General features: G+C 74.3%; 20 protein-coding genes. 12 read left to right on the top strand and 8 right to left on the bottom strand.

All coding sequences use genetic code 11. The features are described 5' to 3' along the window. Window positions 1-55: 55 nt before the first annotated feature. The gene (locus ACFVUH_RS17320; RefSeq protein ID WP_387914063.1) at window positions 56-856 is read right to left on the bottom strand and encodes an acetoacetate decarboxylase family protein; all 801 of its coding nucleotides are present in this window, start codon (window positions 854-856) and stop codon (window positions 56-58) included. A 392-nt stretch (window positions 857-1,248) separates the two neighbouring features. Between ACFVUH_RS17320 and ACFVUH_RS17315 the strand changes: the two genes are divergently transcribed. After that, window positions 1,249-2,511: a glutamine synthetase family protein gene (locus tag ACFVUH_RS17315; RefSeq protein ID WP_387914188.1), complete on the top strand. Its 1,263-nt coding sequence runs from the start codon at window positions 1,249-1,251 to the stop codon at window positions 2,509-2,511. 128 nt (window positions 2,512-2,639) lie between these two features. On the opposite strand, the gene hpaD is transcribed toward ACFVUH_RS17315, so the two are convergent. Genes hpaD through ACFVUH_RS17295 form a run of 4 tightly spaced genes read right to left on the bottom strand, consistent with a single transcriptional unit; the run spans window position 2,640 to window position 7,681 of the window. Beyond that, window positions 2,640-3,680: a 3,4-dihydroxyphenylacetate 2,3-dioxygenase gene (gene hpaD, locus ACFVUH_RS17310; RefSeq protein WP_387914061.1), complete on the bottom strand. Its 1,041-nt coding sequence runs from the start codon at window positions 3,678-3,680 to the stop codon at window positions 2,640-2,642. Window positions 3,681-3,703: 23 nt separating this feature from the next. Next, window positions 3,704-5,236 (bottom strand): 5-carboxymethyl-2-hydroxymuconate semialdehyde dehydrogenase, encoded by a 1,533-nt coding sequence (gene hpaE / locus ACFVUH_RS17305; protein WP_387914060.1) that lies wholly within the window; start codon window positions 5,234-5,236, stop codon window positions 3,704-3,706. Window positions 5,237-5,280: 44 nt separating this feature from the next. After that, window positions 5,281-6,201, bottom strand: a complete 921-nt coding sequence (dapA, locus tag ACFVUH_RS17300) for a 4-hydroxy-tetrahydrodipicolinate synthase (protein WP_387914058.1) — start codon at window positions 6,199-6,201, stop codon at window positions 5,281-5,283. A gap of 40 nt (window positions 6,202-6,241) precedes the next feature. Next, window positions 6,242-7,681 carry a fumarylacetoacetate hydrolase family protein gene (locus tag ACFVUH_RS17295; protein WP_387914056.1) on the bottom strand — a complete coding sequence of 480 codons (1,440 nt, stop codon included), beginning with the start codon at window positions 7,679-7,681 and terminating at the stop codon, window positions 6,242-6,244. 191 nt (window positions 7,682-7,872) lie between these two features. On the opposite strand from ACFVUH_RS17295, the gene ACFVUH_RS17290 reads away from it, so the two are divergent. Together ACFVUH_RS17290 and ACFVUH_RS17285 are read left to right on the top strand one after the other, a co-directional pair. After that, entirely contained in the window at window positions 7,873-8,628 is a 756-nt protein-coding gene (locus ACFVUH_RS17290) for an alpha/beta fold hydrolase (protein WP_387914055.1), read from the top strand. A 77-nt stretch (window positions 8,629-8,705) separates the two neighbouring features. Then, window positions 8,706-9,380, top strand: a complete 675-nt coding sequence (locus ACFVUH_RS17285) for a GntR family transcriptional regulator (RefSeq protein WP_387914054.1) — start codon at window positions 8,706-8,708, stop codon at window positions 9,378-9,380. A gap of 67 nt (window positions 9,381-9,447) precedes the next feature. On the opposite strand, the gene ACFVUH_RS17280 is transcribed toward ACFVUH_RS17285, so the two are convergent. After that, window positions 9,448-10,212 (bottom strand): SDR family NAD(P)-dependent oxidoreductase, encoded by a 765-nt coding sequence (locus ACFVUH_RS17280; protein ID WP_387914052.1) that lies wholly within the window; start codon window positions 10,210-10,212, stop codon window positions 9,448-9,450. Continuing rightward, a complete protein-coding gene (locus ACFVUH_RS17275; protein WP_355363335.1) occupies window positions 10,209-11,210 on the bottom strand; it encodes a methyltransferase in 1,002 nt (333 codons plus the stop codon). Before ACFVUH_RS17275 ends, ACFVUH_RS17280 begins: the two co-directional genes overlap by 4 nt. Before the next feature lie 95 nt (window positions 11,211-11,305). On the opposite strand from ACFVUH_RS17275, the gene ACFVUH_RS17270 reads away from it, so the two are divergent. Further along, entirely contained in the window at window positions 11,306-12,322 is a 1,017-nt protein-coding gene (locus ACFVUH_RS17270) for an aldo/keto reductase (RefSeq protein ID WP_387914050.1), read from the top strand. 47 nt (window positions 12,323-12,369) lie between these two features. On the opposite strand, the gene ACFVUH_RS17265 is transcribed toward ACFVUH_RS17270, so the two are convergent. After that, complete coding sequence (locus tag ACFVUH_RS17265; protein WP_387914049.1) at window positions 12,370-13,791, bottom strand: amidohydrolase; 1,422 nt, start codon at window positions 13,789-13,791, stop codon at window positions 12,370-12,372. Window positions 13,792-13,902: 111 nt separating this feature from the next. Here ACFVUH_RS17265 and ACFVUH_RS17260 point away from each other — a divergent pair, with 111 nt between their 5' ends. The 8 genes from ACFVUH_RS17260 to ACFVUH_RS17225 all read left to right on the top strand — a co-directional run bounded on the left by ACFVUH_RS17260 (window position 13,903) and on the right by ACFVUH_RS17225 (window position 23,600). Beyond that, the gene (locus tag ACFVUH_RS17260) at window positions 13,903-14,850 is read left to right on the top strand and encodes an alpha/beta hydrolase (RefSeq protein ID WP_387914048.1); all 948 of its coding nucleotides are present in this window, start codon (window positions 13,903-13,905) and stop codon (window positions 14,848-14,850) included. Beyond that, entirely contained in the window at window positions 14,847-15,614 is a 768-nt protein-coding gene (locus ACFVUH_RS17255; protein ID WP_355363341.1) for an ABC transporter ATP-binding protein, read from the top strand. The genes ACFVUH_RS17260 and ACFVUH_RS17255 overlap by 4 nt, the downstream gene beginning before the upstream one ends. Next, window positions 15,611-17,365: an ATP-binding cassette domain-containing protein gene (locus tag ACFVUH_RS17250; RefSeq protein ID WP_355363343.1), complete on the top strand. Its 1,755-nt coding sequence runs from the start codon at window positions 15,611-15,613 to the stop codon at window positions 17,363-17,365. The genes ACFVUH_RS17255 and ACFVUH_RS17250 overlap by 4 nt, the downstream gene beginning before the upstream one ends. 109 nt (window positions 17,366-17,474) lie before the next feature. Next, window positions 17,475-18,638 (top strand): ABC transporter substrate-binding protein, encoded by a 1,164-nt coding sequence (locus ACFVUH_RS17245; protein WP_355363345.1) that lies wholly within the window; start codon window positions 17,475-17,477, stop codon window positions 18,636-18,638. Between the two features lie 43 nt (window positions 18,639-18,681). Continuing rightward, on the top strand, window positions 18,682-19,554 hold the full coding sequence (locus ACFVUH_RS17240; RefSeq protein ID WP_355363347.1) for a branched-chain amino acid ABC transporter permease: 873 nt from the start codon (window positions 18,682-18,684) through the stop codon (window positions 19,552-19,554). A 56-nt stretch (window positions 19,555-19,610) separates the two neighbouring features. After that, a complete protein-coding gene (locus ACFVUH_RS17235; RefSeq protein ID WP_387914047.1) occupies window positions 19,611-20,720 on the top strand; it encodes a zinc-binding dehydrogenase in 1,110 nt (369 codons plus the stop codon). Window positions 20,721-20,889: 169 nt separating this feature from the next. Then, window positions 20,890-21,846 carry an aldo/keto reductase gene (locus ACFVUH_RS17230; RefSeq protein WP_387914045.1) on the top strand — a complete coding sequence of 319 codons (957 nt, stop codon included), beginning with the start codon at window positions 20,890-20,892 and terminating at the stop codon, window positions 21,844-21,846. Window positions 21,847-21,872: 26 nt separating this feature from the next. Next, a complete protein-coding gene (locus ACFVUH_RS17225) occupies window positions 21,873-23,600 on the top strand; it encodes an amidohydrolase (RefSeq protein ID WP_387914044.1) in 1,728 nt (575 codons plus the stop codon). Window positions 23,601-23,706 lie beyond the last annotated feature (106 nt).

The raw sequence follows: 23,706 nt of genomic DNA, 5'->3' as shown, positions 1-23,706 counted from the left end.
CCCGTACGATTCCTCGACGCCTGCGTGCGGGCCCGCGCCGGGCCCGCACGGGGGCTCAGCCTCCGGCGGGTGACGCCAGCACCCGCCCGCCGTTCCAGACCACCCCGACCTGCCGGTAGTAGGCGGCGATCGGCTCCTCGATCCGCAGCGCGGCCAGCTCCTCGGTGGGCGCCTCGAACAGCTCCAGCTCGGCCGTGCCGCGCCAGGCCGGCCCGGCCTCGAAGGCGGCGGCGCCGCTCTCCACCAGCTCGTCCAGGGCGAGCGTGCCCGGCCGGTCGATGGCGGGCAGCTGCCGGTGGTGGGCCATCGGGTGCCCGTTGACGAAGCCGTTGGTCGCGGACTCCTCCCGCAGCGTCACCACCGCCTGGGCGAGCCGGCGGTCGGCCGCCGCCAGGGTGGCGCCGAACCGGGCGCCGGGGGCGAGCCGGGGCGCCGGGCCGTAGGGGTGCGGGCGGGTCTGGTGGATCGAGCCGAGCTTCTTCGGGTAGCCCTGGTGCAGGCCGCGGGCGATGGCGAAGTCCTTGTCCACCCAGATGTAGACGCAGCGCGAGTAGGTGCGGCCCCGGTAGGAGCAGCGCACCACGGCGAAGCACTCCTTGTACTGGGCGCGGACCGGGTCCAGCAGCTCGGCGCCGTCGGCGGCGCAGGACTGCCAGTCGGCCCAGATCAGCGCGACGGCGCCGGGGTCCTCCTCGGCGGGTTCCAGCGGGGCGGGCAGCAGTTCGGCGACCCGGGCGGGGTCGGTGCGGTACTCGACCGTCAGCAGGTCGCCCGAGTAGTGCCAGGGCGGGGCGGGGACGAGCGAGGAGCGGCCGGTGGCCGTCCTGGGGTGAAAGAAGCCGTGCACGGTGGCCACGGCACCTCCTGGATCGCGGGGGCCGGGGAGAGCGGCGGGCGGCGGTTCGGAGCGGCGCCGCACGGTCTCTCGTTTGGGGCCATACGATATGCCCTGGCGGGCGGACTGTCACCCCGTCCGGCCGGATCGCGCGGATCGGCCCGGGGGGCTTGTCCGGCGATGCCGGTCGGGCCTACTGTTTGATCCCAAACGAGAGTCCCGGGCCGGAGCTGACCGTTCGCCCGCCCGGACCACGGTGAACTCCCCACCCCCACGCCCGCCTCACGAGGAGGCCCGTTGTGACCGACCAGGTCGCCACCCCCGAAGCCCCCGCCGCACAGGACCCCGAGGCGGTCGCCGCCGCGCTGAGGGCCCGCGGCATCGACGTCGTCCGGGTCAGCTATCCGGACCTCATGGGCACCGACCGGGGCCGCGACGTCCTGGTCGACGCCCTGCCCGCCGCCGTCCGCCACGGCCTCACCTTCTGCCGCGCGATCTACCACACCGGACCGCTCGGCGAGGTCGTCCCGGTCGAGGGCGGCCTCGACGCCGGCCTGCCCGACATCACCGTCCACCCCGACCTCGCCACGCTCGTCGAACTCCCCTGGGAGCCCGGCGTCGCCTGGTGCCTGGGCCGCACCACCGACCCGAGCACCGGCCGCCCGTGCCCCGAGTCCCCCCGCGAGGTCCTGCACGCCGTCACCGAGCGCCTCGCCGGACTCGGCCTGACGGCCGTCGTCGGACCGGAGCTGGAGTACTTCCTCTGCGAGCCCGACCCGGCCGCGCCCAGCGGCTGGCGCCCGTACGCGGGCGCGCCCGGCAACGTCTACGTGGCCGGCCGACGCGGCGACCCGGACGGGCACCTGCTGCGCACCCTGCGCCTGCTCGCCGCGCTCGGCATCGGCACCACCATGGGCAACCACGAGTTCTCCGGCGGCCAGTTCGAGATCAACCTCACCCACTCCGAGGCCCTCGACGCCGCCGACCGGGCCTTCCGCTTCAAGGCCGCGGTCAAGGAGATCGCCCGCACCGAGGGCCGGCTGGCCACCTTCATGGCCAAGCCGTTCAACGCCGAGGGAGGCTCCGGCTTCCACCTGCACGTCTCCTGCCTGGACGGCGAGGGGCGCAACGTCTTCGCCGACGCCGGCGCGCCCGACGGCCTGTCCGCCACCGCCCGGCACGCCATCGGCGGCGTCCTGCGGCACGCCCCGGCGCTGGCCGCGCTGCTCAACCCCACGGTGAACTCCTACAAGCGGTTCGGGCCGGACACCCTGGCGCCTTGGCTGATCGACTGGGGACTGGACAACCGCAGCGCGATGGTGCGCATCCCCCCGGAGCGCGGCGACGCGACCCGCCTGGAGGTGCGTCTCGGCGACGCCGGCGCCAACCCCTACCTGGCCGTGGCCGGTCTGGCCGCCGCCCTCGCGCTCGGCGTCGAGGAGGCGGTGGAGCCGCCCGCGCCGCTGGAGGGCTACGGCTACGACGCCGCCAAGGCGCCGGTGCTGCCCGGCTCGCTGGGCGCGGCGCTGGACGCGCTGGAGGCGGACACGGCGCTCTGCGAGGCGCTGGGCAAGGGCTTCACCACGGCCTTCCTCGCCTTCAAGCGCGCCGAGCTGGAGCGCTTCGCCCGCCACGTCACCGACTGGGAGTTCCGCGAGTACGGCTACCACCTCTGAGCACCCGCCCGCCGGCCCCGCCGCCCGATCCCGGGCGGCGGGGCCTTCCCGTTGCCCGCGACCGGGGACGACGGCGCCGCCCCGGGCCGGCGGGCCCGGGGCGGCGGTGGAACGGTGCGGACGGAGGATCAGTGCTCGGCGGCCTGTGCCGGGATGATGCCGAGGCCGTCCGCGCCGACCTGCACGGCCGACTCGTCCAGCGCCCCGGAGACCACCGGCTGCGGCCGGCCGTCGAGGTCCAGCACCGGCGTGGCCTCCTTGTACCAGGACTCGATCACGGCGTTGCCCCAGAAGTCCCGCCGCCGGTCGTCGTGCACGTTCCAGCGATAGGTCTCGTGGTCCGGGTCACCGGTGTAGTAGTCGGAGGTGTAGATCTCCACCCGGTGCCCGTCCGGGTCGCGAAGGTAGAGGTAGAAGGCGTTGGACACGCCGTGCCGCCCCGGACCGCGCTCGATGTGGTGCTCGGCCCGCAGCGAACCGAAGATGTCGGCGGTGCGCAGCACCTGGTGCGCCTCGGGGGCGAACACCCCGACGTGGTGCATCCGCGGGCCGGCGCCGCTGGTGAACGCCACGTCGTGCACGGTCTGCTTGCGGAACATCCAGGCCGCGTACAGCTCGTGCTCGTCGCCCTCGATGGTCTCCGAGCAGCCGAAGCCCAGTGCGCGGTAGTGCTCGTAGGCGGCCGGGATGTCCGGCACCACGATGTTGAAGTGGTCCATCCGCGCCACCTCGGCGCCGCGCCGCAGGTCGTAGCGCTGGATGAGGCGCTCGGCCCGGTCGATCGCGTGGAAGAACTCGACCGGGAAGCCGAGCGGGTCCACCACCCGCACCGCGTCGCCGACGCCGCGCGTGCCGGTGCCGGCCGGCACCCGGCGCACCGGGCAGCCGAGCGCGGTGAAGTACTCCTCGGCGCGGTCCACGTCCTCGGGCGTGCGCACCCGGTAGGCGATGTGGTCCAGCGCGGGCGCCTCGCCCACCCGCAGCACCAGGCTGTGGTGGGTCAGCTCGTCGGTGCCGCGCAGGTACAGCGCGCGCTCGTCCTCGTACTGGACGTGGAAGCCCAGCATGTCGACCCAGAACCAGCGGGCCCGGGGCAGGTCGGTGACGACCAGCTGGGCGTAGGCGGACCGTACGACGTCCGGCGGGGTGGGCATGGGCGTGACCTCCATCTGCGTGACTCCCATGGGCGGGTTCAGTGCTGCTCGTCGGCGCCGAAGCGCGGTGTGTGGACGTCCCCGAGCATCACGTGGACGATCTTGGACTCGGTGTAGAAGTCGATGCTGTGGGCACCGCCCTCGCGGCCGAGGCCGCTGGCCTTCACCCCGCCGAACGGCGTGCGCAGGTCGCGGACGTTGTGCGAGTTGATCCAGACCATGCCGGACTCCACCGCGTGGGCGACCCGGTGACCCCGCTTGAGGTCGGACGTCCACACGTATGCGGCCAGACCGTATGCGGTGGCATTGGCCAGGTCAATGGCCTCCTGCTCGTCGTCGAACGGCGCGACCGCCACCACCGGGCCGAAGATCTCCTCCTGGAAGATCCGGGCGTCGCGCGGAACGTCAGCGAAGACGGTCGGCTGGAGGTAGTTGCCCTCCGGCAGGTGCGCGGGACGGTCGCCGCCGGCCACCAGACGCGCCTCGGACTTCCCGGCCTCGACGTAGTCCAGCACCCGGCGGTAGTGCACGGGGTGGACGAGGGCACCGACCTCGGTCGCCGGGTCACCGGGCACGCCGACCCGGACCCGCTCGGCGCGCTCGGCCAGCCGTCGGGTGAACTCCTCGTACAGCGGGCGCTCGACCAGCACCCGGGAGCCGGCCGTGCAGCGCTCGCCGTTGAGCGAGAACACGCCGAACACCACCGAGTCCAGGGCCGCCTCCACGTCGGCGTCCGCGAAGACCACCACCGGGGACTTGCCGCCCAGCTCCATGGAGACCGTCTTCAGCCGGTCCGCCGAGCAGCGCACGATGTGCCGCCCGGTGGCGGTGGAGCCGGTGAAGGAGAGGATCGGCACCTCCGGGTGGTCCACCAGCGCCTGCCCGGCCTCGGTGCCCAGGCCGTGCACGATGTTGACCACACCGGCCGGCAGGCCCGCCTCGGCCAGGATGGCCGGCCACAGGCTCGCCGACAGCGGCGTCCACTCGGCGGGCTTGAGCACCAGGGTGCAGCCGGAGGCGATGGCCGGCGCCAGCTTCCAGCTCTCCAGCATGAACGGGGTGTTCCACGGGGTGATCAGCCCGGCCACGCCGACGGGGGTGCGCACCACGTAGTTGAGCTGCTGGGTGCCGACCCGGAACGCCTCCTCGCCGAGGGCCACGATCACGTCGGCGAAGTAGCGGAAGTTCTCGGCGGCGCGCCGGGCCTGGCCGCGGGCCTGGGTGATCGGCAGCCCGGTGTCGAAGGACTCGAACGCGGCCAGCTCCTCCTCGCGGGCCTCGACGGCGTCGGCGATCCGGTTGAGCACGGTGGCCCGCTCCCGGTTGCCCAGCGCCGACCAGGCCGGGAAGGCGGCCCGGGCGGCGGCCACCGCGCGGTCGACGTCGGCCGCGCCGCCCGCCGCGAGGGTGGCGTAGGCGGTGTTGGAGACCGGGTCGGCGACGTCGAGCACCCGGCCGTCGGCGGACGGCACCAGGGCGCCGCCGATCCAGTGCGTGATCTCGCCGGGCAGCCCGGCGGGCCGGGCCGGGTCGGCGGCGGCCTGCGGGGCGGCCTCGGTGGTGGTGGTCATCTCGTCTCCTGCTCTCGTGGTGGGCGGGGCCGTGGAGCCCGCGGTCACAGCTGCTGGGTGAGGGCGCCGCCGGCGGCGAGCAGCGCGCGGATCCGCTCCAGGCCGGCGTCGGTCGGCGCGGTGAGCGGCGGTCGGACGTGGCCGGAGGCGATCCGGCCCTGCTGGGCCAGCACCCACTTGGCGGGGGCCGGGTTGGTCTCCACGAACAGCAGGTCGACCAGCGGGTGGAGCCGGTAGTGCAGTTCACGGGCGCCGGCGTGGTCGCCCTGCTCCCACAGCTCGTACATCCGGGCCACGGCGGCGGGCGCCAGATTGGCGACGGCGCTGATGAATCCGGCCCCGCCGAGGGCCATCAGCGGCAGGCAGAGCAGTTCGATGCCGGACCAGACGAGCAGCTCGGGGCCGCAGGCGTGGATCACCCGGGAGAAGTGCTCGAAGTCCTTGGTGGTCTCCTTGACGCCGACGATGTTGTCGAAGTCGGTGAACAGCCGGCGCACGGTCTCCGGCGCGATGTCCACGGCGGTGCGCGAGGGCACGTTGTAGACGACCAGCGGCAGGTCGGGGAACTCCCGGGCCACCGTGGCGTACCACTGGTAGAGCGCCTCCTGGGTGGGCCGGGCGTAGTAGGGGGTGATCACCAGGGCGGCGTCGGCGCCGAGTTCGGCCGCGGCGGCGGTGAGTTCGAGGGTCTCGTCGAGCTTGGCGGAGCCGGTGCCGGGCAGGAACGGCACCCGGTCGGCGATCTCCTCGGCGGCGGTGCGCATCGCGGCGATCCGCTCGGCGACGCTCTGCGCGCTCGGCTCGCCGGTGGAGCCGCCCAGCGAGATGCCGTGCGAGCCGGAGTCGAGCTGCCAGCGCACCAGGGCGCGCAGCGAGTCGTGGTCGACGGCGCCGCCGTCGGTGAAGGGGGTGACCACGGGGGCGAGGGAGCCGCGGATCACGGACGGGTCGCTTCGGAACTTCATCGGGTCTCCGTGGGGGGAGTGGGGGAGAGGGGGAGGAGGGTCAGTCGCCCTGGCGCTCGCGCTCGTAGCGGGCGCGCCAGTGCGCGTTCATCGGGTAGAGGCCGTCGATGCCGGCGCCGCCGTCCACCTGCCGCAGCACGAAGCGCTCCTCGTCCTCCTGGGCGGCGGCGTCCCGGGCGACCTCGGCGGCCAGCGCGGGCGGGATCACCACGACGCCCTCGGCGTCGCCGACCAGCACGTCGCCGGGCATCACCAGCACCCCGCCGCAGTCCACCGGCACCTGGGAGTCCATCGGGACGTGCCGGCGGCCGAGCACGGCGGCGTGCGGCCCGGCGTAGTAGGAGGGCAGGTCGAGGCCGGCGAAGGAGGGGCTGTCGCGCAGGCCGCCGTCGGTGACCACGCCGGCCGCGCCGCGGCGCAGCGCACGCAGCGCCAGGATGTCGCCGAGGGTGCCGGAGCCGTGCTCGCCGCGCGCGCCGATCACCAGCACCTCGCCGGGCAGCAACTCCTCGACGGTGCGCTTCTGGGCGTTCATCCCGCCGCCGATCTCGGCGAAGACGTCCTCGCGCAGCGGCAGGTAGCGCAGGGTGCGGGCGGTGCCGACCATCCGCAGGTCGGGGCGGGCCGGGCGGACGCCCTCGATGAAGTGGTGGTCGATGCCGCGCTTGCGCAGCTGGGCGGAGAGGGTGGCGGTGGAGACGGTGCGCAGCAGGGCGGCGGTCCGTTCGTCCAGCCCCGCGGGGGCGGGCGCGTCGGGCTCGGCGGCGGGCCCGGGCGGCGGCACGGAGCCGTAGGCGGCCCGCCGGGCGGCCTCGGTGACCCGGGGCAGCGCGCCGTACTCGATGACGCCGTCCTCCTCGGCCACCACCTCGCTGCGCAGCCGGCCGCCGTCCTCCAGTTCGACCTCGACCAGGTCGCCGGGCTGCACCACGGTGGAACCGGCCGGGGTGCCGATCAGCAGCACGTCGCCCGGCTCCAGGGTGGTCGAGCGGGACAGGTCGGCGATCAACAGGTCGACGGGGAAGAGGAGTTCCTCGGTGGAGGCGTCCTGGACGAGCCGGCCGTTGACCCAGCTGCGCAGCCGCAGCCGGGTGGGGTCGACGCCGGTCAGCAGCGCCGGGCCGACGGGGGTGTAGCCGTCGCGGCCCTTGGCCCGCAGATTGGCGCCCAGGTCGGCGTGCTTGAGGTCGTAGACGCCGAAGTCGTTGGCGGCGGCGTAGCCGGCCACGTGCTCCAGGGCCTGTTCGCGGGTGACCCGGTGCGCCCGCTTGCCGATGACCACCGCGATCTCGCCCTCGAAGGCGAGCAGTTCGCACCCGGCCGGGGGGGCGACCGGCCGTCCGCTCCAGGAGAGCGAGGAGGAGGGCTTCAGGAAGTAGGAGGGGGCGTCGGGGGTCCGCCCGCGCTCGGCCGCGCGGCTGCGGTAGTTGAGGTGCACCGCGATGATCTTTCCCGGCGACAGTCCGAGGGGGTGTGCCACATTGCCCTCCTAGAATCGTATACGGCATCATGCACGATAGCGGACGTGATCGACGCTGACCATGGTTGATCGGATGTGAATTCGCACATGATCCGTGGGCGCGACCGGCCCGGCCGAAGCGATGGCAGGGTGGGTGGGCGTGCAGTACTATCAAAAATCGTATGCGAAAACAGGGGAGAGGTGCAGTGCTCATGAACCGGAGCGACGACCTGGCGGTGCGGATCATCACGCCGGAGGAGGGCGACACGGGCGGCCCCGGAGGCGAGCCGCCCGTCGTCCTGCTGCACGGCTTCGCCTCCGACGGGGAGGCCGACTGGATCGCGCCGGGCACCGCCGCCGCGATCGCCGCCACCGGCCGCACCGTGCTGGTGCCGGACCTGCCCGGCCACGGCGCCTCGCCGGACCCGGCCGACGCCGCCGAGGCCGGCGCGGACGCCCTGACCGCCCGGCTGCTGGCGGTCCTGGACGCCGCCGGGGTGGGAGCGTTCGACCTCGTCGGCTACTCCCTCGGAGCCCGGCTGGCCTGGGAGTTCCCGCTCGCCGCGCCCGCGCGGGTGGGCCGGGTGGTGCTCGGCGGGCTCAGCCCCTTCGAGCCGTTCGCCGGCGTGGACGTCGAGGCGCTGCACCGGGCCGTCGCCGACGGCGGCGAGCCGGCCGACCCCTTCACCGGCATGATCGCCGGCCTGGTCCGCTCCCGCGGCGAACGCGCCGCCGCCCTCGCCCGTTGCGTCGAGGGCCTGCGCAACACCCCCTTCACGCCCGGGCGTTGGGCCGGAAGGACCGCCCCGGTGGTGGTCGTCGGCGCGGACGATGTGATGACGCGGGGCATCGAGAGTATCGTTGCTCCCCTTGACGGGGCGGAGCTGGTGACCGTTCCCGGCGACCACCTGGGGGCCCTGGCCGGTGCGGAGTTCCGCGGCGTCGTGCTGAAGGCCCTCGCCCGGTGACCGCCGGGGGCGCGCGGACCGCCCGGCGGTCCGCCACGGGGGCGAAGGCCGTGCTGAGGAAGGATGAGGGAACGGCGTTGGGTTCCGCGAAGGACCGAACCAGCGGTGGCGGGTCGAAGGCCGAGCAGAGCTACGAGTTGCTCCGCTCGCGCATCCTCGACGGCACGTACGGCCCGGGCTACCGCCTGGTGATGAACCAGCTCGCGCAGGAGACCGGGGTCAGCACCATCCCGCTGCGCGAGGCGCTGCGCCGGCTGCAGTCGGACGGCCTGGTCGAGGTGGTGCGCAACATCGGCGCCCGGGTGGCGGTCTTCGAGGCCGTCCAGGTCGAGCACTCGCTGCAGATCCTGGCCCGGCTGGAGGGGTACGCGACGGCCGTCTGCGCACCGCTGCTGACGCCGGACCAGATCGCCGCCTCACGGGAGATCAACGCCCGGATGGTGGCCGCGCTGGACGAGTTCGACCCGGCCGCGTTCACCGCGCTCAACCGCACCTTCCACTTCTCGATCTACCAGCACTGCCCGGACGCGCACCTGCGCGCCCTGCTGGAGGAGGAGTGGGCCCGGCTGGACCACATGCGCCGCTCCACCTTCACCTATGTGCCGGGCCGGGCCCGGCGCTCGGTGGTGGAACACGAGCAGATCCTCGACCTGATCGAGCAGGGCGCCGACGCGGCCGAGATCGAGCGGGTGGCCTGCGCCCACAAGGCGGCCACCGCCGACGCGCTGCACCAGGCCAAGCCGTCCGGCTGAGCCCTTCCGTACGGCCCGAAGGGGCGGGAGTCCGCGAGGACTCCCGCCCCTTCCGGGTTCCCGGAGGTCAGACCAGCAGCTGGCCGCCGTCCACCTGCACCACCGCGCCGGTGATGTGCCGGGCCTGCGCCGAGGCGAGGAACAGCACCAGCGGCGTCAGGTCGCCGGTCTCGGCGATCCGGCCGAGCGGGATCCGCGCCTCCCAGGCGCCGCGCGCCGCCGCGTCGTCCATCAGCGGCGCCGTCATCGGCGTGTGCACCGGCCCGGGGGCCACCCCGTTGACCCGGATGCCGTGCCCGGCCAGCTCCAGGGCGGCGGTGCGGGTGAGCGCGTCCACCGCGGCCTTGGTGGCCTCGTAGTGGCCGAGCCCCGGGGTGGGCTGGCGGGCGCCGATCGAGCTGATGTTGACGATCGCCCCGCCCCGGCCGCTGTCCACCATCTGCCGGCCGACGACCTGGGTGACCGTGAAGGTGCCGCGCAGGTTCACCGAGACGACCAGGTCGAAGACCTCGGCCGGCAGGTCGATCAGCGCACCGCCGCCGCCCGCCAGGCCCGCGTTGTTGACCAGTACCTCGACGGGGCCGAACCGCTCGGTGGCCTCGGCCAGTGCGGCGCTCACGCTTGCCCGGTCGGTGACGTCCATGGTGACGGCCAGCGCGGCGGCGCCGATCTCCCCGGCCACGGCGTCGGCCGCCGCCCGGTTCAGGTCGGCGACCACCACCCGGTCCCCGGCCGCCGCGAAGGCCTCGGCGACCGCCCGGCCGATGCCGCTGGCCGCCCCGGTGACCAGGACGACCCGGCCCCCGGCGCCCGTGCTCTCCTCGGTGCTCATCGGGCCTCCGCGATGATGATGCGCGGGCTGCCGGGCAGCGCGCGGGTCTCGACGGGCTCCCAGCCGGCCTCGCGCAGCCAGCCGCGGACCTCGTCCTCCGGGTAGACGGTGGTGCCGTCGATCACCAGGTACTCGCCGGCGTGCAGGGCGTCGATGGCGCGCTGCTGGTCGTCGGAGTCCAGGAAGAAGTCCAGCAGGACCAGCCTGGCCCCCTCGGCCGCCGCCGCGCGCGCCCGGCGGACGATGGCGAGGTTCTGTTCGGCGTCGAAGCGGTGCGCCACGTGCTCCAGCAGCACCAGGTCGAAGCCGCCGGGGACGTCCCCGGCGACCGCGTCGCCCTCGACGATGTCCACCCGGTCGGCGACCCCGGCCGCCGCCAGCACGTCGCGGGCGTGGCCGACCAGCTCGCCGGCCGAGAAGAAGGTGCCCTTGAGGCCGGGGGCGGCGGTGAGCGCCTCGGCCAGGAAGGAGCCGGACAGGCCGCCGAGGTCCAGCACCCGCTCGTGGGCGGTGAAGTCGTAGTGCTCGGCCAGCTGGCGGGCGTGCAGCGCGTTGTAGGTCATCACGCCGCCGAGGAAGGTGGTCATCCGCTCGCCGCCGAAGTCGAGCTGCTGGGGCTCGGCGGTGCGGCTGGTGTCGCCGAAGCCCAGCCAGTGGCCGTAGCTGATCTCGTCGAGGAAGGTGAGGAACGGCCGCAGGTCGATCTGGCCCTCGGCGCCGGTGAGGTACGTGGCGGTGCCGGCCGAGTTGGCGTAGCGTCCGTCGGTGCGCTCCAGCAGGCCGAGGCCGGCCATCGCGTCGGCCAGGATGCGGCTGGTGCGCTCGGGCAGGCCGGTGCGCTCGGCGATCTGCGGCACGTCCAGCGGGCCGTCGGCCAGGGCGGCGAACAGGTTCGCGTCGGCGGCGGCGAAGAGCTGCTTGGCGGCCATGTAGCCGACGGCCACCTCGACGATCGGGGCCGGGTCCGCGGAACGGGGGGATTCCGGGCGAAGGGACATCGCGTCCTCCTTGACGGTCAAAGAATATGCCGGATGCTATACGATCGCCTTCCCGGCGGCCAGAGCCGGACCACTCGGATCCTCAGGAGGTTGGCGTGGAGTTCTCGGAAACCGTGTCCCCGGACGGCGGCCCGCAGGCGGTGCCCCGGCGCAGGCTCGGCGCGGACGGCCCCGAGGTGCCGGTGTTCGGCCTCGGCTCGTGGAACACCTGGGACCGGATGACCACCGACGAGGCAGCCGACCTGGTCGCCCGCGCCGTCGCGCGCGGGGTGAACCTGTTCGACGTCGCCCACTACAACTTCGGCCCGCACGCGGAGAACGCGGTCACCGACATCCTCTTCGGCGAGGCCGTGCGCAACGCGGGCCTGTCCCGCGCGGACTACCTGCTCTGCGGCAAGCTGTGGCTCTGGGACTACCCGAAGGCCTCCTTCGCCGAGCAGTTGGAGGTCTCGCTGGCCCGGGTCGGCACCGACCGCGCCGACTTCGTGGTGGTCGGCGACTACCTCGGCGCGCTGGACGTCCCGGCGGTGGTCACCGATGTCGCCGAGCAGGTGCGGGCCGGGCGGTTCACCGCCTGGGGCGTCAACAACTGGTCGGCGGACGACCTGGCCGAGGCCTTCCGGTTCGCGCGGGCCGAGGGGCTGGTCGCGCCGTCCTTCGCCCAGCTCAAGTACAGCCTGGCCCGCCGCTCGGTGCCCGAGGGCGAGCCCTACGGGCGGCTGTTCGACGAGGCCGGACTCGGCCTCCAGGCCTCGGACGTCTTCGAGGGCGGCATCCTGGCCGGCAAGCTGCACCCGCAGCGCAAGATCGGGGCCGACCCGGGCGGCATCCGCGAGCGGATCCGGGAGTCCTACCCGGAGGTGCAACGCATCGCCGAGGGCTTCGACGCCACGCCCGCGCAGCTCGCCCTCGCCTTCACCCTCACCCACCGGGCCGCCGCGAGCGTGCTGTTCGGCGCCAGCAGCCCGGAGCAGTTCGAGGCCAACCTCGGCGCGCTGGAGCTGCTGGAGCGCCACGGGGAGGAGCTGCGCGCCGCGGTCGCCGGCCTCTGGCTGGACCGCGACGTCGTCCACCCCGGGGCCTCCTGGGGCACCGACGCGCCGACGGGCTGAGCGCGGACCGGCCCGGGCCTCCCGCGCGGGAGGCCCGGGCCGCCGGGTCAGAGCTCGTGCACCACCCGGCCGGCCAGCACGGTCATCGCCACCGGCACCTCGGGCAGCGCGGCCGGGGCGAGCTCCCGCAGGTCCGCGTCCAGCAGGCACAGGTCGGCCGCCATCCCGGCCTCCAGGGTGCCCTTCCAGTGCTCGGCGCCGTCCTGCCGGGCCGGGGCCGCGGTGTACGCGTACAGCGCCTCCGCCAGGGCGATCCGCTGGTCGCGGCCGGTGGCCTCCACCGCCCGGGTGGCGGCCGCGGCCGCGCCGGCCCGCCAGTCCGGGGCGAGCACCGGCGCGTCCGAGCTGAGGCAGAGCGGCACGCCCGCGGCCAGCGCGTCGCGCACCGGCCAGGCGTGCGCCAGCGCGTCCGCGCCGAGCGCCCCGGCGAGCATCGGGGCGGTCGCGGCGGCGATGCCCGGCTGGGTGTTCAGACCCACCCCGGCGGCGGCCATCGCGGCGAGCGTCGCCGGGTGCAGCACGTCGCCGTGGATGAGGTAGTGCCGCCCGTCCCGGCCGTCCGCCGCGCGGGCCTCGGCGAAGGCCTCGGTGACCACCCGGGTGGTGCGGCTGCCGGTGGCGTGCACCCCGACCTGGTGGCCGGCCGCGTGCGCGGCCCGGATCATCGCGCGCAGGTTCGCCTCCCGCTCGCCCGCGTCCGCGCCGTCCACCAGCAGCGCGCCGTGGCCGCCGTCGGCGTACGGCTCCTCGCTCCAGGCGCTGCCCATCGGCGGGATGCCGTCGGCGAAGATCTTCACCCCGGCCACCCGGAACCACCCGGGCACCTCGGCGGGCGCGGCGAACCCGGTCAGTCCGCGGTGCAGGTCGGCGGCGCTGCTCGCGCCGTCCAGCAGGCCGAACAGCAGCAGCGCGGTGACCCGCGCCCCCAGTCGACCCTCGGCGGCCAGCTCCGCGTACTCGGCCAGCACGGCGGAGGAGAAGCAGCCGGTCGGCCCGCCGTCCTCACCCGGTCCGAGGCCGGGCTCGGTGTAGCTGGTGATGCCGAGCGAGGAGAGCAGCTCGCCGGTGCGCAGGATCGCCCGGCGCCGCTCGGCGGAGGTGGCGAGCGCGGCCAGCGCCGGCCCCTCGCCCGCGTGGTCGTGGCCGTGCCCGTGGTCGCCGGAGCCGCCGTCCGGTGCCGCCGCCAGCTGCGCCATCAGCGTGTCCGGCCACATCGTGCCCAGCCACGCGCCGTGCAGGTGCGAGTCGTTGATCCCGGGCAGCAGGGAGCGCCCGCGCAGCTCCACCACCCTGGTGCCGGGCCCGATCAGCGGGGCCACCTCGGCGTCGGTGCCGACCCGGACGACGGTGCCCCCGCGCACCGCCAGCGCCTCGGCGACCGTGCGGGCGCCGTCCATCGTGTGCACGCGGCCACCCTGCATGACCAGGTCAGCTGTGGTGATTCCGGCCTGGAATCCGTTGCGCATCATCTTGCTCCCAGCTCTGGACACCGTGGATTGTGACTGCTTAACGTACATGGAATCAGATACGATTTTCGAGTGCCGAACCCCCAGCGGCACCCGGGCAATCGGAGGTAAACGATGCCCCTGCACCCCGAGGCACAGCTGATCATCGACCGGGCCGGTGCGGCGGAGCAGCCCGCCCAGCCCGTCGAACTCGATGCAGCGACCATGCGCGAGCAGTTCCGCACCACCTGGATCATGCCGGAGACCCTGCCGGCCGTCGGTTCGGTGACCGACACCACCGTCCCCGGCCCGGCCGGCGACATCCCCGTACGGATCTACACCCCCGAGGGCGAGGGTCCCTTCCCCGCCTTCATCTGGCTGCACGGCGGCGGCTGGACCATCGGCTGCCTCGACGAGAACGAGTACTCCTGCCGGGCCGTGTGCGCCGCGGCCGGCGCCGTGGTCGTGTCCGTCGACTACCGGCTCGCCCCCGAGCACCGCTACCCGGCCGCCGCCGACGACTGCTACGCCGTGCTCGGCTGGCTGCACGAGAACGCCGCCACGATCGGCGTCGACCCCGAGCGCCTCGCCATCGGCGGCGAGAGCGCCGGCGGCAACCTCGCCGCCGTCACCAGCCTGCGCGCCCGCGACCAGGCCGGACCCCGGATATCCCTCCAGGTCCTGGTCTCCCCGGTGGTCGCCCACCCCGACGAGGGCCGGGCCTCCTACCGCGACTACTCCGAGGGCTACTTCCTGTCCAAGGACAGCATGGACTGGTTCTTCACCCAGTACCCGCGCGACGAGACCGACCTCGCCGACCCCTACCTGCTCCCGCTGCGCGCCCGCGACCTGTCCGGACTGCCCCGCGCGCTCGTCCTGGAGGCCGAGTACGACGTGCTGCGCGACGAGGGCGAGGAGTACGCCCGGGCGCTCGCCGCCGCCGGCGTCGAAACCTCGCTGGTGCAGTTCGACGGCCTCATCCACGGCTTCTTCGGCCTGCTCGCCACCGACCTCACCGACGCCCCCCGGGCCCACGCCCTGGTCGCCGACGCCATCCGGGCCGCCTGCGGAGCCGAGCGATGACACCCGCGCTCGCCCTGCGCGACGTCCACATCAGCCGCGCCGAGGCCCCCGTCGTGCACGGGGTCAGCCTGGACGTCGCCCCCGCCTCGGTCACCGTCCTGCTCGGGGCCAACGGCGCCGGCAAGACCACCCTGATGGACGGCATCGCCGGCCTGGTGCGCTGCACCTCCGGCACCGTCACCCTCGACGGCACGCCCCTGGACAAGCTGTCCACCTACCGCCGCGCCACCGCCGGCCTCGCCTACGTCGAACAGGCCCGCAGCGTCTTCCGCACCCTGACGGTCGAGCAGAACCTGCTGGTCGCCCAGCGGGACGGCGCCGACCTCGACACCGCGTACCGGCTCTTCCCCGAGCTGGACAAGCGCCGCGGCCTGCAGGCCGGCCACCTCTCCGGCGGCGAGCAGCAGATGCTCGTCCTCGGCCGCGCCCTGGTCTCCCGGCCGAAGACGGTCCTGATCGACGAGATGTCCTCCGGCCTCGCGCCGGTGGTCGTCCACCGGCTGATGAAGGCCGTCGCCGACCTGGTCGACCTCGGCATCGCGGTGCTCCTCATCGAGCAGTTCGCCCACCTCGCGCTGGAGATCGGCGAGCGGGCCTACGTGCTCAGCAAGGGCCGGCTCGCCTACGACGGCCCCTGCGCCGAACTGCGCGGCGACGCCGACCGGCTGCACGACTTCTACTTCGGCGCGACCCCGCAGCCCGTCGGCGCGGCGGTCGCGGACCACGGCCCGGGCAGCGGCCCGGCGGAGAGCGGGGGAGCATGAGCCTCACCGAAAGACTCGCCGGCGACCGGCGGGCGCTGCTCACCGGCCTCGGCGCCGCCGTCGCCGCCTGCGTCCTGGTCCCGACCCTGCTCCCGGCCTACTGGGTCTACCTGGCGATCACCGCCGTGGTCAGCGCCGTGATCATGCAGAGCTACGGCGTGATCGTCGGCCGGGTCGGCGTGATGTCGCTGTGCCAGATGTCCTTCGCCTCGATCGGCGCCTGGGTGGTGCTGCGGCTCAACGTCGCCGACGCCCCCGGCGGCTTCCTGGTCTGGCTGGTGCTCGGCGGCCTGGCCGCCGTCCCGGTCGGCGTCGCGATCGGCCTGCCCGCGCTGCGCATCCGGGGCGTCAACCTGGCCGTGGTCACCTTCGGCTTCGCGGTCTCCGCCGACATCGTGCTGAACGCCAACCAGATGCCGGGCATGGCCGAGCTCAGGACCCTGGAGCGGCCCGCCCTGTTCGAGGAGGACGGCGCCTACTTCGTCCTGGTCGTCATCGTCTTCACGCTGATCGCGCTGGGCCTCGCCCTGCTCAACCGCACCCGGCTCGGGATGTCCTGGACCGAACTGCGGCACTCCGAGCGGGCCGCCGCCGCGCACGGCGTCTCGGTCGCCCGCAGCAAGCTCGCCGCGTTCGCGATCAGCGCCTTCGTCGCGGGCGTCGGCGGCGGCCTGATGGCCGGCCAACTGGGCCTGGTCGTCCCCGGCAACTTCGCCATGATGCAGTCGCTCGCGCTGTTCGCGGTCGCCATCATGATCGGCCCGCACAACCCCGAGGGCGCCGTGATGGGCGGCATCTTCGGCGCGGTGATGGCGACGATCCTGGAGAAGCTGGACCTGCCGCAGGACCTCGGCGGCATGCTGTTCGGCGTCGGCGCCGTCTTCGCGCTGCGCAGCGGCGTCAGCCAGACCGACTTCACCCGCTCCCGCAAGCGCGAGCGCGCCGCCCGTGCCTTCCTGAAGGAGCACGAGGCGACCGCCGCCGACCGCCCGGCCGTGCCCGAACCGCCCGTCGCCCCCGCCACCGTCGCCACCGGCGAGCCGGCCCTCACCGTCAGCGGACTGACCGTCCGCTACGGCCCGGTGACCGCGCTCGACGGCGTCGACCTCACCGTCCCCCGGGGCGCCGTGGTCGGCCTGATCGGCCCCAACGGCGCCGGCAAGTCCACCTTCATCGCCGCCGTCACCGGCTTCGTCGGCGGCTACCAGGGCAGCGTGGCGCTCGCCGGCACCCCGCTCGACAGGCTCAGCCCCAGCGCCCGCGCCACCCGCGGCCTGCGCCGCACCTTCCAGACCACCACCATCGCCCCGGAGCTCACCCAGTACGAGTACCTCACGATCGGCGCCGGCCGCAGCCTGTCCACCGAGGAGGCCGACGAACTGCTCGACTTCTTCGGCTGCCCGCCCGGCCGCCTGCCGGTCTCCCTGGTCGACGCCGGCGCCCGCCGCCTGCTGGACGTCGCCGCCGCCGTCGCCGCCCGCCCCGCCGTCGCGCTGCTCGACGAGCCCGCCGCCGGCCAGTCCGCCGCCGAATCGCTCGCCCTCGGCCGCCGGCTCGCCCAGGTGCCCGCCCGCTACGGCGTCTCCGTCCTGCTCGTCGAGCACGACATGGACCTCGTCCAGGCCGCCTGCTCCGAGGTCACCGTCCTGGACTTCGGCCACGTCATCGCCGGCGGCCCGACCGGCGAGGTGCTCGCCGACCCCACCGTGATGGCCGCCTACCTCGGCACCGCGGACGTCCCGGTCGGCTGACCGGCCCCGCACGGCGCCGCCTCCCGCACACCCCCCACACCCACCCTCGCGCGGGACCGCGTTGTACCCCCTGTTCCGGCGCGCCCCCACTGAACGGAATGAGTGCACCATGACGCACGCCCGGCCGCTCGCCGCCCTCGCCGCCGCCACCGCACTGGCCCTCGGCGCCACCGCCTGCGACGGCTCCGGCTCCGGTTCGGAGTCCGGCCCGATCAAGGTCGGCTCGATCAACGGCATCACCGGACTCTTCCAGACCCCCGAGGTCCCCCAGGCCGTCAAGGCCGTCTTCGACGAGGTCAACGCCGCCGGCGGCATCAACGGCCGCAAGCTGGAACTCGTCAGCATGGACGACGCGATGAACCCGCAGCGCGCCACCGAGGCCGCCGTCGACCTGGTCAAGTCCAAGAAGGTGGTCGCCCTGGTCGGCTCCTCCAGCGCCGTCGACTGCGGCCTCAACCGCGCGGCCTACAGCAAGGAGAAGATCGTCTCCATCCCGGCCGTCGGCGTCGACCCGGCCTGCTTCACCAGCCCCAACATCGCCCCGGTCAACCCCGGCCCGTTCAACCTGCTCACCGCCAACCTCTACTACGCCTCCGAGGTGCTCAAGCACGACAAGGTCTGCCTCGACTACACCGTGCTGCCCGGCAGCGGCGGCGGCATCGAGGACGCGATCAAGAAGTGGACCGAGCTGACCGGCAAGCAGCTCGCCCACAAGGAACTCGCCATCGCCGAGGGCGACCCGACCAAGTACCTGGTCGCCGACAAGGGCGCCGGCTGCCAGGCCGTCCTCTACAACGGCATCGTCGGCCCCTACTTCGCGCAGGCGAAGACCCAGGGCATGGACGACGTCGACTTCATCGTCGGCGCCAACACCTACACCGACGCCAACGCCCAGGCCATTCCGGCCGGCCTCAAGGTCTACGCCGGCACCGAGTGGCAGCCCTACACCGACACCACCCTGCCCGGCAACGAGCGCTGGTCCCAGCTGGTCGACAAGAACAAGATCCAGAAGACCGCCTTCAGCCAGGGCGGCGTGATGGCCGCCGACCTCTTCGTGCAGGTCCTCAAGGGCATCTCCGGGACGATCGACCGGGAGTCCGTCACCAAGGCCTTCAAGACCATGCAGCCGATCGAGTACCCGATGGTCGGCACCCCCTGGGTGTTCGGCGAGGGCGACAGCCACAACGCCGTCCAGGGCAGCCGCTTCGTCCAGGCCGTCGACGGCGCCTGGAAGGTCCTGCCCGAGGGCTTCGTCGTCCCCGGCAAGAAGTGACCCCGACCCCGCAGGACCCCTGCCGGACCCCAGGAGGCGTCCCATGCTCAACTCCACGCTCGCCGGCCTGACCGGTGGCGGCGTCTACGCCCTGCTCGGCCTGTGCGTCGTCCTGACCTACCGGCTCGTCGCCACCGTCAACTTCGCGATGGCCGCCGTCGGCGCGATCGGCGCCTTCGTCATGGTCAGCCTCACCGACGAGGGCGTGAGCCTCTGGCTGGCCCTGCCCGCCGGGGTGCTCGCCGGGGCGGCGCTGTCCGCCCTGCTCGGCACCGTACTGGTGCGCTGGTTCGCCGGCCACTCGCAGAACACCAAGGCGGCCGTCACCGTCGCCGTCTACGTCGCCGTGATGGCCGCCGGACTGCGGCTGTTCGGCTCCACCACCACCGGCGCGCACACCTTCCCGAGCCCCTTCGAGAAGCCGGTGCTCACCCTCGGCGGGGTGGTGATCCCGCAGTCCGTGCTGGTCACCATCGCCTTCGCCGCGCTGATCACCGTCGGTGTCGGCCTGCTGCTCGGCCGCACCCGGCTCGGCCTGCGCCTGCAGGCGCTCTCCGAGCAGCCCGCCACCGCCGAGGTGGTCGGGATCCCGGTGGCGAAGCTCGCCGTCGCCGTGTGGGCCGCCATCGGCGCCGTCACCACGCTGGTCGTGGTGCTGGCCGCCCCGCGCCTGGGCGGGGACTTCTCCACCCTCGGCAAGCTCATCAACACCGCGCTGGCCGTCGCCATGCTCGGTGCCTTCCGCAGCCTGCCGCTGACCCTGCTCGGCGGCCTCGTCCTCGGCTGCCTGGAGGGCCTGTCCGCCTCCGTCGAGGCGATCCAGAAGTACCAGGGCGTGGTGCCCTTCCTGGTCATCGTGGTGCTGCTCTGGTGGCGCAGCCGCAACGAGGTCTGGGACACCGCCCACAGCAGATGACCGGCCCGGGCACCCGCCCGGACCGTGGACCAGGGAACCGAAGGAGAACGAGGACCATGACGATTCCGACGAGCACCAGGGCGGCGGTGCTGCACGCCCACGGCGAGCCGCTGGTGATCGAGGAACTGCCGTTGCCCCGGCGGATCGAACCGGGCGCCGCCCTGGTGCGCGTCGACTGCGCCACGCTGTGCGCCACCGACGTCCACCTGTGGAGCGGGGCGATGTCGCTGCCCGGGATGCTGCCGCTGGTCCTCGGCCACGAGATGGCCGGCACCGTGGTCGCGGTGGGGGAGGGCACCGTGGACGCGCTCGGCCGCCCGGTCGCGGTGGGCCGCCGGATCGGCTGGTCCGAGTCCACCTGCGGGTACTGCTACGGCTGCACCGTGCTGCGCACCCCGGTGGCCTGCGAGGACCGCGGCTACGGCTTCCGCCAGCGCGCCGACCGCCACCCCTACGCCACCGCCGGGCTCGCCGAGTACAACTACGTCGTCCCGAACGCGCAGAAGTACCTGCTGCCCGACGAGGTCGAGTCGACCTGGGCCGCCGCGGCCGGCTGCGCCGTCAAGACCGTGCTGCACGCCTTCGACCGGGCCGGCGGCACCCGCCCCGGCTCCTCGGTGGTGATCCAGGGCGCGGGCGCGCTCGGCATCGTCGCCACCGCCGTCGCCAAGGCGGGCGGCGCCGGTCCGGTGATCACCATCGGTGCGCCGGACAGCCGCCTGGAACTCGCCGCCGAGTTCGGCGCCGACCTGACGCTGGGTCTGGCCGACGGCCCCGAGGCCCGCCGCGAGGCGGTGCTCGCCGCCACCGGCGGGCGCGGCGCCGACCTGGTGATCGACCTCGCGGGCGCGCCCGGCGTCGGCGCCGAGGCGGTGGACCTGGCCGCCTGGGGCGGGCGGTTCGTGGTCGTCGGCACCACCGGCCCGGCCCTCCAGGAGCTGCCGCTGGGCACCGTCATGGGCAAGGAACTGACCGTGCTCGGCTCGCTCAACGGCGACGTCGGCGACTACCACCGGGCCGTGGAGTTCCTGGCCGCCTTCCGCTCGCACTTCGACTGGGACGCGCTGTTCAGCGACCCGGTCGGGCTGAGCGGTGCGAGCGGTGCCATCGAGGCGATGGCCCGCCTGGAGCAGACCAAGGCCGTCGTGCACCCCTGGCTGCCCTGACCCCGGCCCGCTCCGCGCCGGCGGCCCTCCGCCGCCGGCGCCCCCGATCCGCCCGGCGCCCCGGGGCGTCCCCTCATGTCCCTGTGTCCCGCCCCGGGGCGCCGGGTGCCACCTTCGAGCACCCGACCGCCCGCCCCCTCCGTCATCCCCCGACCCCGTGAGGACCACCATGACCGTCGTCCCCCGCCGCCGGCTCGGCACCGCCGGACCCGAGGTGTCCGCGCTGTCCCTCGGCTCCTGGCACACCTACGACCGGATGGACTTCGGCGACGCCGTCGCCATGGTCCGCCACGCCGTGGACCTCGGCATCAACCTGTTCGACGTGGCCGTCTACGGCATCCCCGGCCACCCGCCGGTCTTCACCGACGTGCTGTTCTCCGCCATCGTGCGGGCCGGCGGCCTCGCCCGCGAGGACTACCTGTTCTCCGCCAAGCTCTGGCTGGAGCCCTACCCGCAGCTCTCGCTGCGCGACCAGCTGGCCAACGCCCTGTTCCGGGCCGGCGTCGAGCACGCCGACCTCGCCGTGCTCGGCGACATCCGTCGCGAGGACCTCGACCTGCGCGCGATCGCCGAGGAACTCGCCGAGCTGGAGAAGGAGGGCCTGATCGGCTGCTGGGGCGTCAACAACTGGTCCGCCACGGCGGTTCGCACCATCGGCGAGCACGCCCGCGCCGCCGGCTCGCCCGGCCCGCAGCTCGCCCAGCTCAAGTACAGCCCCTGCCGCCGTGCCATCCCCGACGGCGAGCCCTTCGCCGAGCTGTTCGCCGAAGGCCTCTCGCTCCAGGCCTCGGACATCCTGGAGGGCGGCATCCTGGCCGGGCGCACCAGCCCCGCACGCGAGATCGGCCGTGACCCGGGCGGCATCCGCGACCGGATCACCGAGGCCGCCGGCGGGCTGGCCGCCGTCGCCGCCGACCTCGGCGCGACCCCCGCGCAGCTGTGCGTCGCCTTCGCGCTCACCCACCCCGCCACCGCCACCGTGCTGTTCGGCGCCAGCCGGATGCAGCAGCTGACCGACAACGTCGGCGCCCTGGCCCTGCTGGAGCGGGTCGGCGCCGAGCGGGTGCGCGAACTGGTCGAGCCGTACTGGGCGGACCGCGGCGTGGTCTCCCCCGAGGGGCCCTGACACCCGTGAACCCTCCCGCCGACTCCATGCCCGCCGCGACGCGCCCCGCCGACTCCCGCCCCGCCGACCTCGTGCTCGTCGACGGCGATGTGCTCACCGTCGACGCCGGTTTCCGCACGGCCCAGGCCCTGGCCGTGCGCGACGGCGTCATCACCGCCGTCGGCAGCACCGCCGCCGTGCTCGGCCACGCCGGGCCCGCCACCCGGGTGGTGGACCTGCGCGGCCGGACCGTCCTGCCCGGCATCAACGACTCGCACCTGCACGGCCACGCCTGGGGCCTCAACCGCCCGCCGCTCGCCCTCGACCTCAACTTCCCGGCCGTCCGCTCGATCGCGGACATCGTGGCGGCCGTCGCCGCGGCGGCCCGCGCCGCCGCGCCGGGGGAGTGGATCGTCGGCCGCGGCTGGGACGTCGGCTACCTCGCCGAGTGCCGCGACGGCAGCCGGACCCTGCCCGACCGCGCCGACCTGGACGCCGCCGCCCCGGACAACCCGGTCTGCCTGACCGACTTCTCCGACCACATGGCCTGGGTCAACACGGCGGCCCTGCGCACGGCCGGCATCGGCCCCGCCACCCAGCCCCCGCCCGGCGGCACCATCGACGCCGACCCGGCCGGCCACCCCACCGGCATCCTCCGCGAGGCCGCCCAGCGCGCCGTCCACGCCCACATCCCGCGCGCCGACGGGCACCGCCGCCGCGCGGCCATCACCGGCGCGATCAGCGCCCTGCACGCCCTCGGCACCACCAGCTACACCGAACCCGGCCTCGGACCGGGCGGCGAGGGCATCATGGCCGGCGCGATGGGAACCGGCGCCCTGCACAGCTACCTCGACCTCGCCCGCGGCGGCGAACTGCACGCCCGGGTCAGCCTGTTGCTGCTGCCCTCCCCGATGGGCGGCGGCCTGCCGGACGTCCGGGCCGGGCTCGCCGAACTGGCCGCACTGCCGCTGGACGGCATCGACCCGCGCCGGCTCGCCGTCCTCGGCGTCAAGCTCTTCGCCGACGGCGTGCCGCCCAACCGCACCGCCTGGATGCACGACGCCTACCAGGGCGGCGGCCACGGCGCGCTGTGCGTGCACGGAGCCGCGCCCGCGCTCCAGGCCGCCGAACTCACCGCGATGATCGCCGCCGTGCACAGCGCCGGCCACCAGATCGGTGTCCATGTCACCGGCGACCGGGCGATCGACACGGTGGCCGACGCCTTCGCCGCCGCCCAGCGCGCCCACCCCCGTTCCGACGCCCGGCACTACCTCATCCACGGCGACTTCGCGACCGAACGCAGCCTCGCCCTGCTCGCCCAGCACGGCTACGGCGTCAACATGAACCCGGCGATCAAATGGACGATCTCCGACCTGATGGACGAGGTCGTCGGCACCGAACGCTCCGGTCGGATGTGGCCGGTGCGCTCCGCCCTCACCGCCGGCGTGCGGCTCTGCGCCAGCTCCGACGCGCCGATCACCGAACCGGACTGGCGGCAGGGCATCGCCTCCATGCTGCTGCGCGAGTCCAAGGCGACCGGCCGCACCAGCGGAGCGCAGGAGCGCGTCGGCCTCCCCGAGGCGGTGCGCGCCTACACCTCCGCCCCGGCCGTCCAGGACTTCGCCGAGCACTGGAAGGGCACCCTCGAACCCGGCAAGGTCGCCGACCTCTGCGTCCTCGGCGGACGCCTCGCCGACACCTCCCCGCACGACCTGCCCGACCTCCCGGTCGACCTCACCCTCTTCGACGGCCGGGCGGTGCACGGCACCCTGTGACCCCGTCGGGCCCCGCCGGCAGCCGCCAGGGGGGCGACCGGCGGGGGGTGTCAAACCGTACCCCGTTTAACGGTTAAGCGCGGGGAAGCCGGCAGTTTGGGTGAGT

Source organism: Kitasatospora sp. NPDC058032, assembly GCF_042885845.1.
Classification (GTDB): domain Bacteria; phylum Actinomycetota; class Actinomycetes; order Streptomycetales; family Streptomycetaceae; genus Kitasatospora.
Note: the sequence above shows the minus strand (reverse complement) of the source record. Positions and strands in the feature narration are given on the sequence as shown.

Excerpts from the sequence above, each read along its gene's own strand:
- ACFVUH_RS17235 (WP_387914047.1), top strand. The coding sequence starts at position 19,611 with ATGACGATTCCGACGAGCACCAGGGCGGCGGTGCTGCACGCCCACGGC.
- dapA (WP_387914058.1), bottom strand. The coding sequence starts at position 6,201 with ATGAAGTTCCGAAGCGACCCGTCCGTGATCCGCGGCTCCCTCGCCCCC.
- ACFVUH_RS17240 (WP_355363347.1), top strand. The coding sequence starts at position 18,682 with ATGCTCAACTCCACGCTCGCCGGCCTGACCGGTGGCGGCGTCTACGCC.
- ACFVUH_RS17275 (WP_355363335.1), bottom strand. The coding sequence starts at position 11,210 with ATGTCCCTTCGCCCGGAATCCCCCCGTTCCGCGGACCCGGCCCCGATC.
- ACFVUH_RS17225 (WP_387914044.1), top strand. The coding sequence starts at position 21,873 with ATGCCCGCCGCGACGCGCCCCGCCGACTCCCGCCCCGCCGACCTCGTG.
- hpaE (WP_387914060.1), bottom strand. The coding sequence starts at position 5,236 with ATGACCACCACCACCGAGGCCGCCCCGCAGGCCGCCGCCGACCCGGCC.
- ACFVUH_RS17245 (WP_355363345.1), top strand. The coding sequence starts at position 17,475 with ATGACGCACGCCCGGCCGCTCGCCGCCCTCGCCGCCGCCACCGCACTG.
- ACFVUH_RS17260 (WP_387914048.1), top strand. The coding sequence starts at position 13,903 with ATGCCCCTGCACCCCGAGGCACAGCTGATCATCGACCGGGCCGGTGCG.
- hpaD (WP_387914061.1), bottom strand. The coding sequence starts at position 3,680 with ATGGAGGTCACGCCCATGCCCACCCCGCCGGACGTCGTACGGTCCGCC.
- ACFVUH_RS17290 (WP_387914055.1), top strand. The coding sequence starts at position 7,873 with ATGAACCGGAGCGACGACCTGGCGGTGCGGATCATCACGCCGGAGGAG.
- ACFVUH_RS17315 (WP_387914188.1), top strand. The coding sequence starts at position 1,249 with ATGGGCACCGACCGGGGCCGCGACGTCCTGGTCGACGCCCTGCCCGCC.
- ACFVUH_RS17230 (WP_387914045.1), top strand. The coding sequence starts at position 20,890 with ATGACCGTCGTCCCCCGCCGCCGGCTCGGCACCGCCGGACCCGAGGTG.
- ACFVUH_RS17280 (WP_387914052.1), bottom strand. The coding sequence starts at position 10,212 with ATGAGCACCGAGGAGAGCACGGGCGCCGGGGGCCGGGTCGTCCTGGTC.
- ACFVUH_RS17255 (WP_355363341.1), top strand. The coding sequence starts at position 14,847 with ATGACACCCGCGCTCGCCCTGCGCGACGTCCACATCAGCCGCGCCGAG.
- ACFVUH_RS17265 (WP_387914049.1), bottom strand. The coding sequence starts at position 13,791 with ATGATGCGCAACGGATTCCAGGCCGGAATCACCACAGCTGACCTGGTC.
- ACFVUH_RS17250 (WP_355363343.1), top strand. The coding sequence starts at position 15,611 with ATGAGCCTCACCGAAAGACTCGCCGGCGACCGGCGGGCGCTGCTCACC.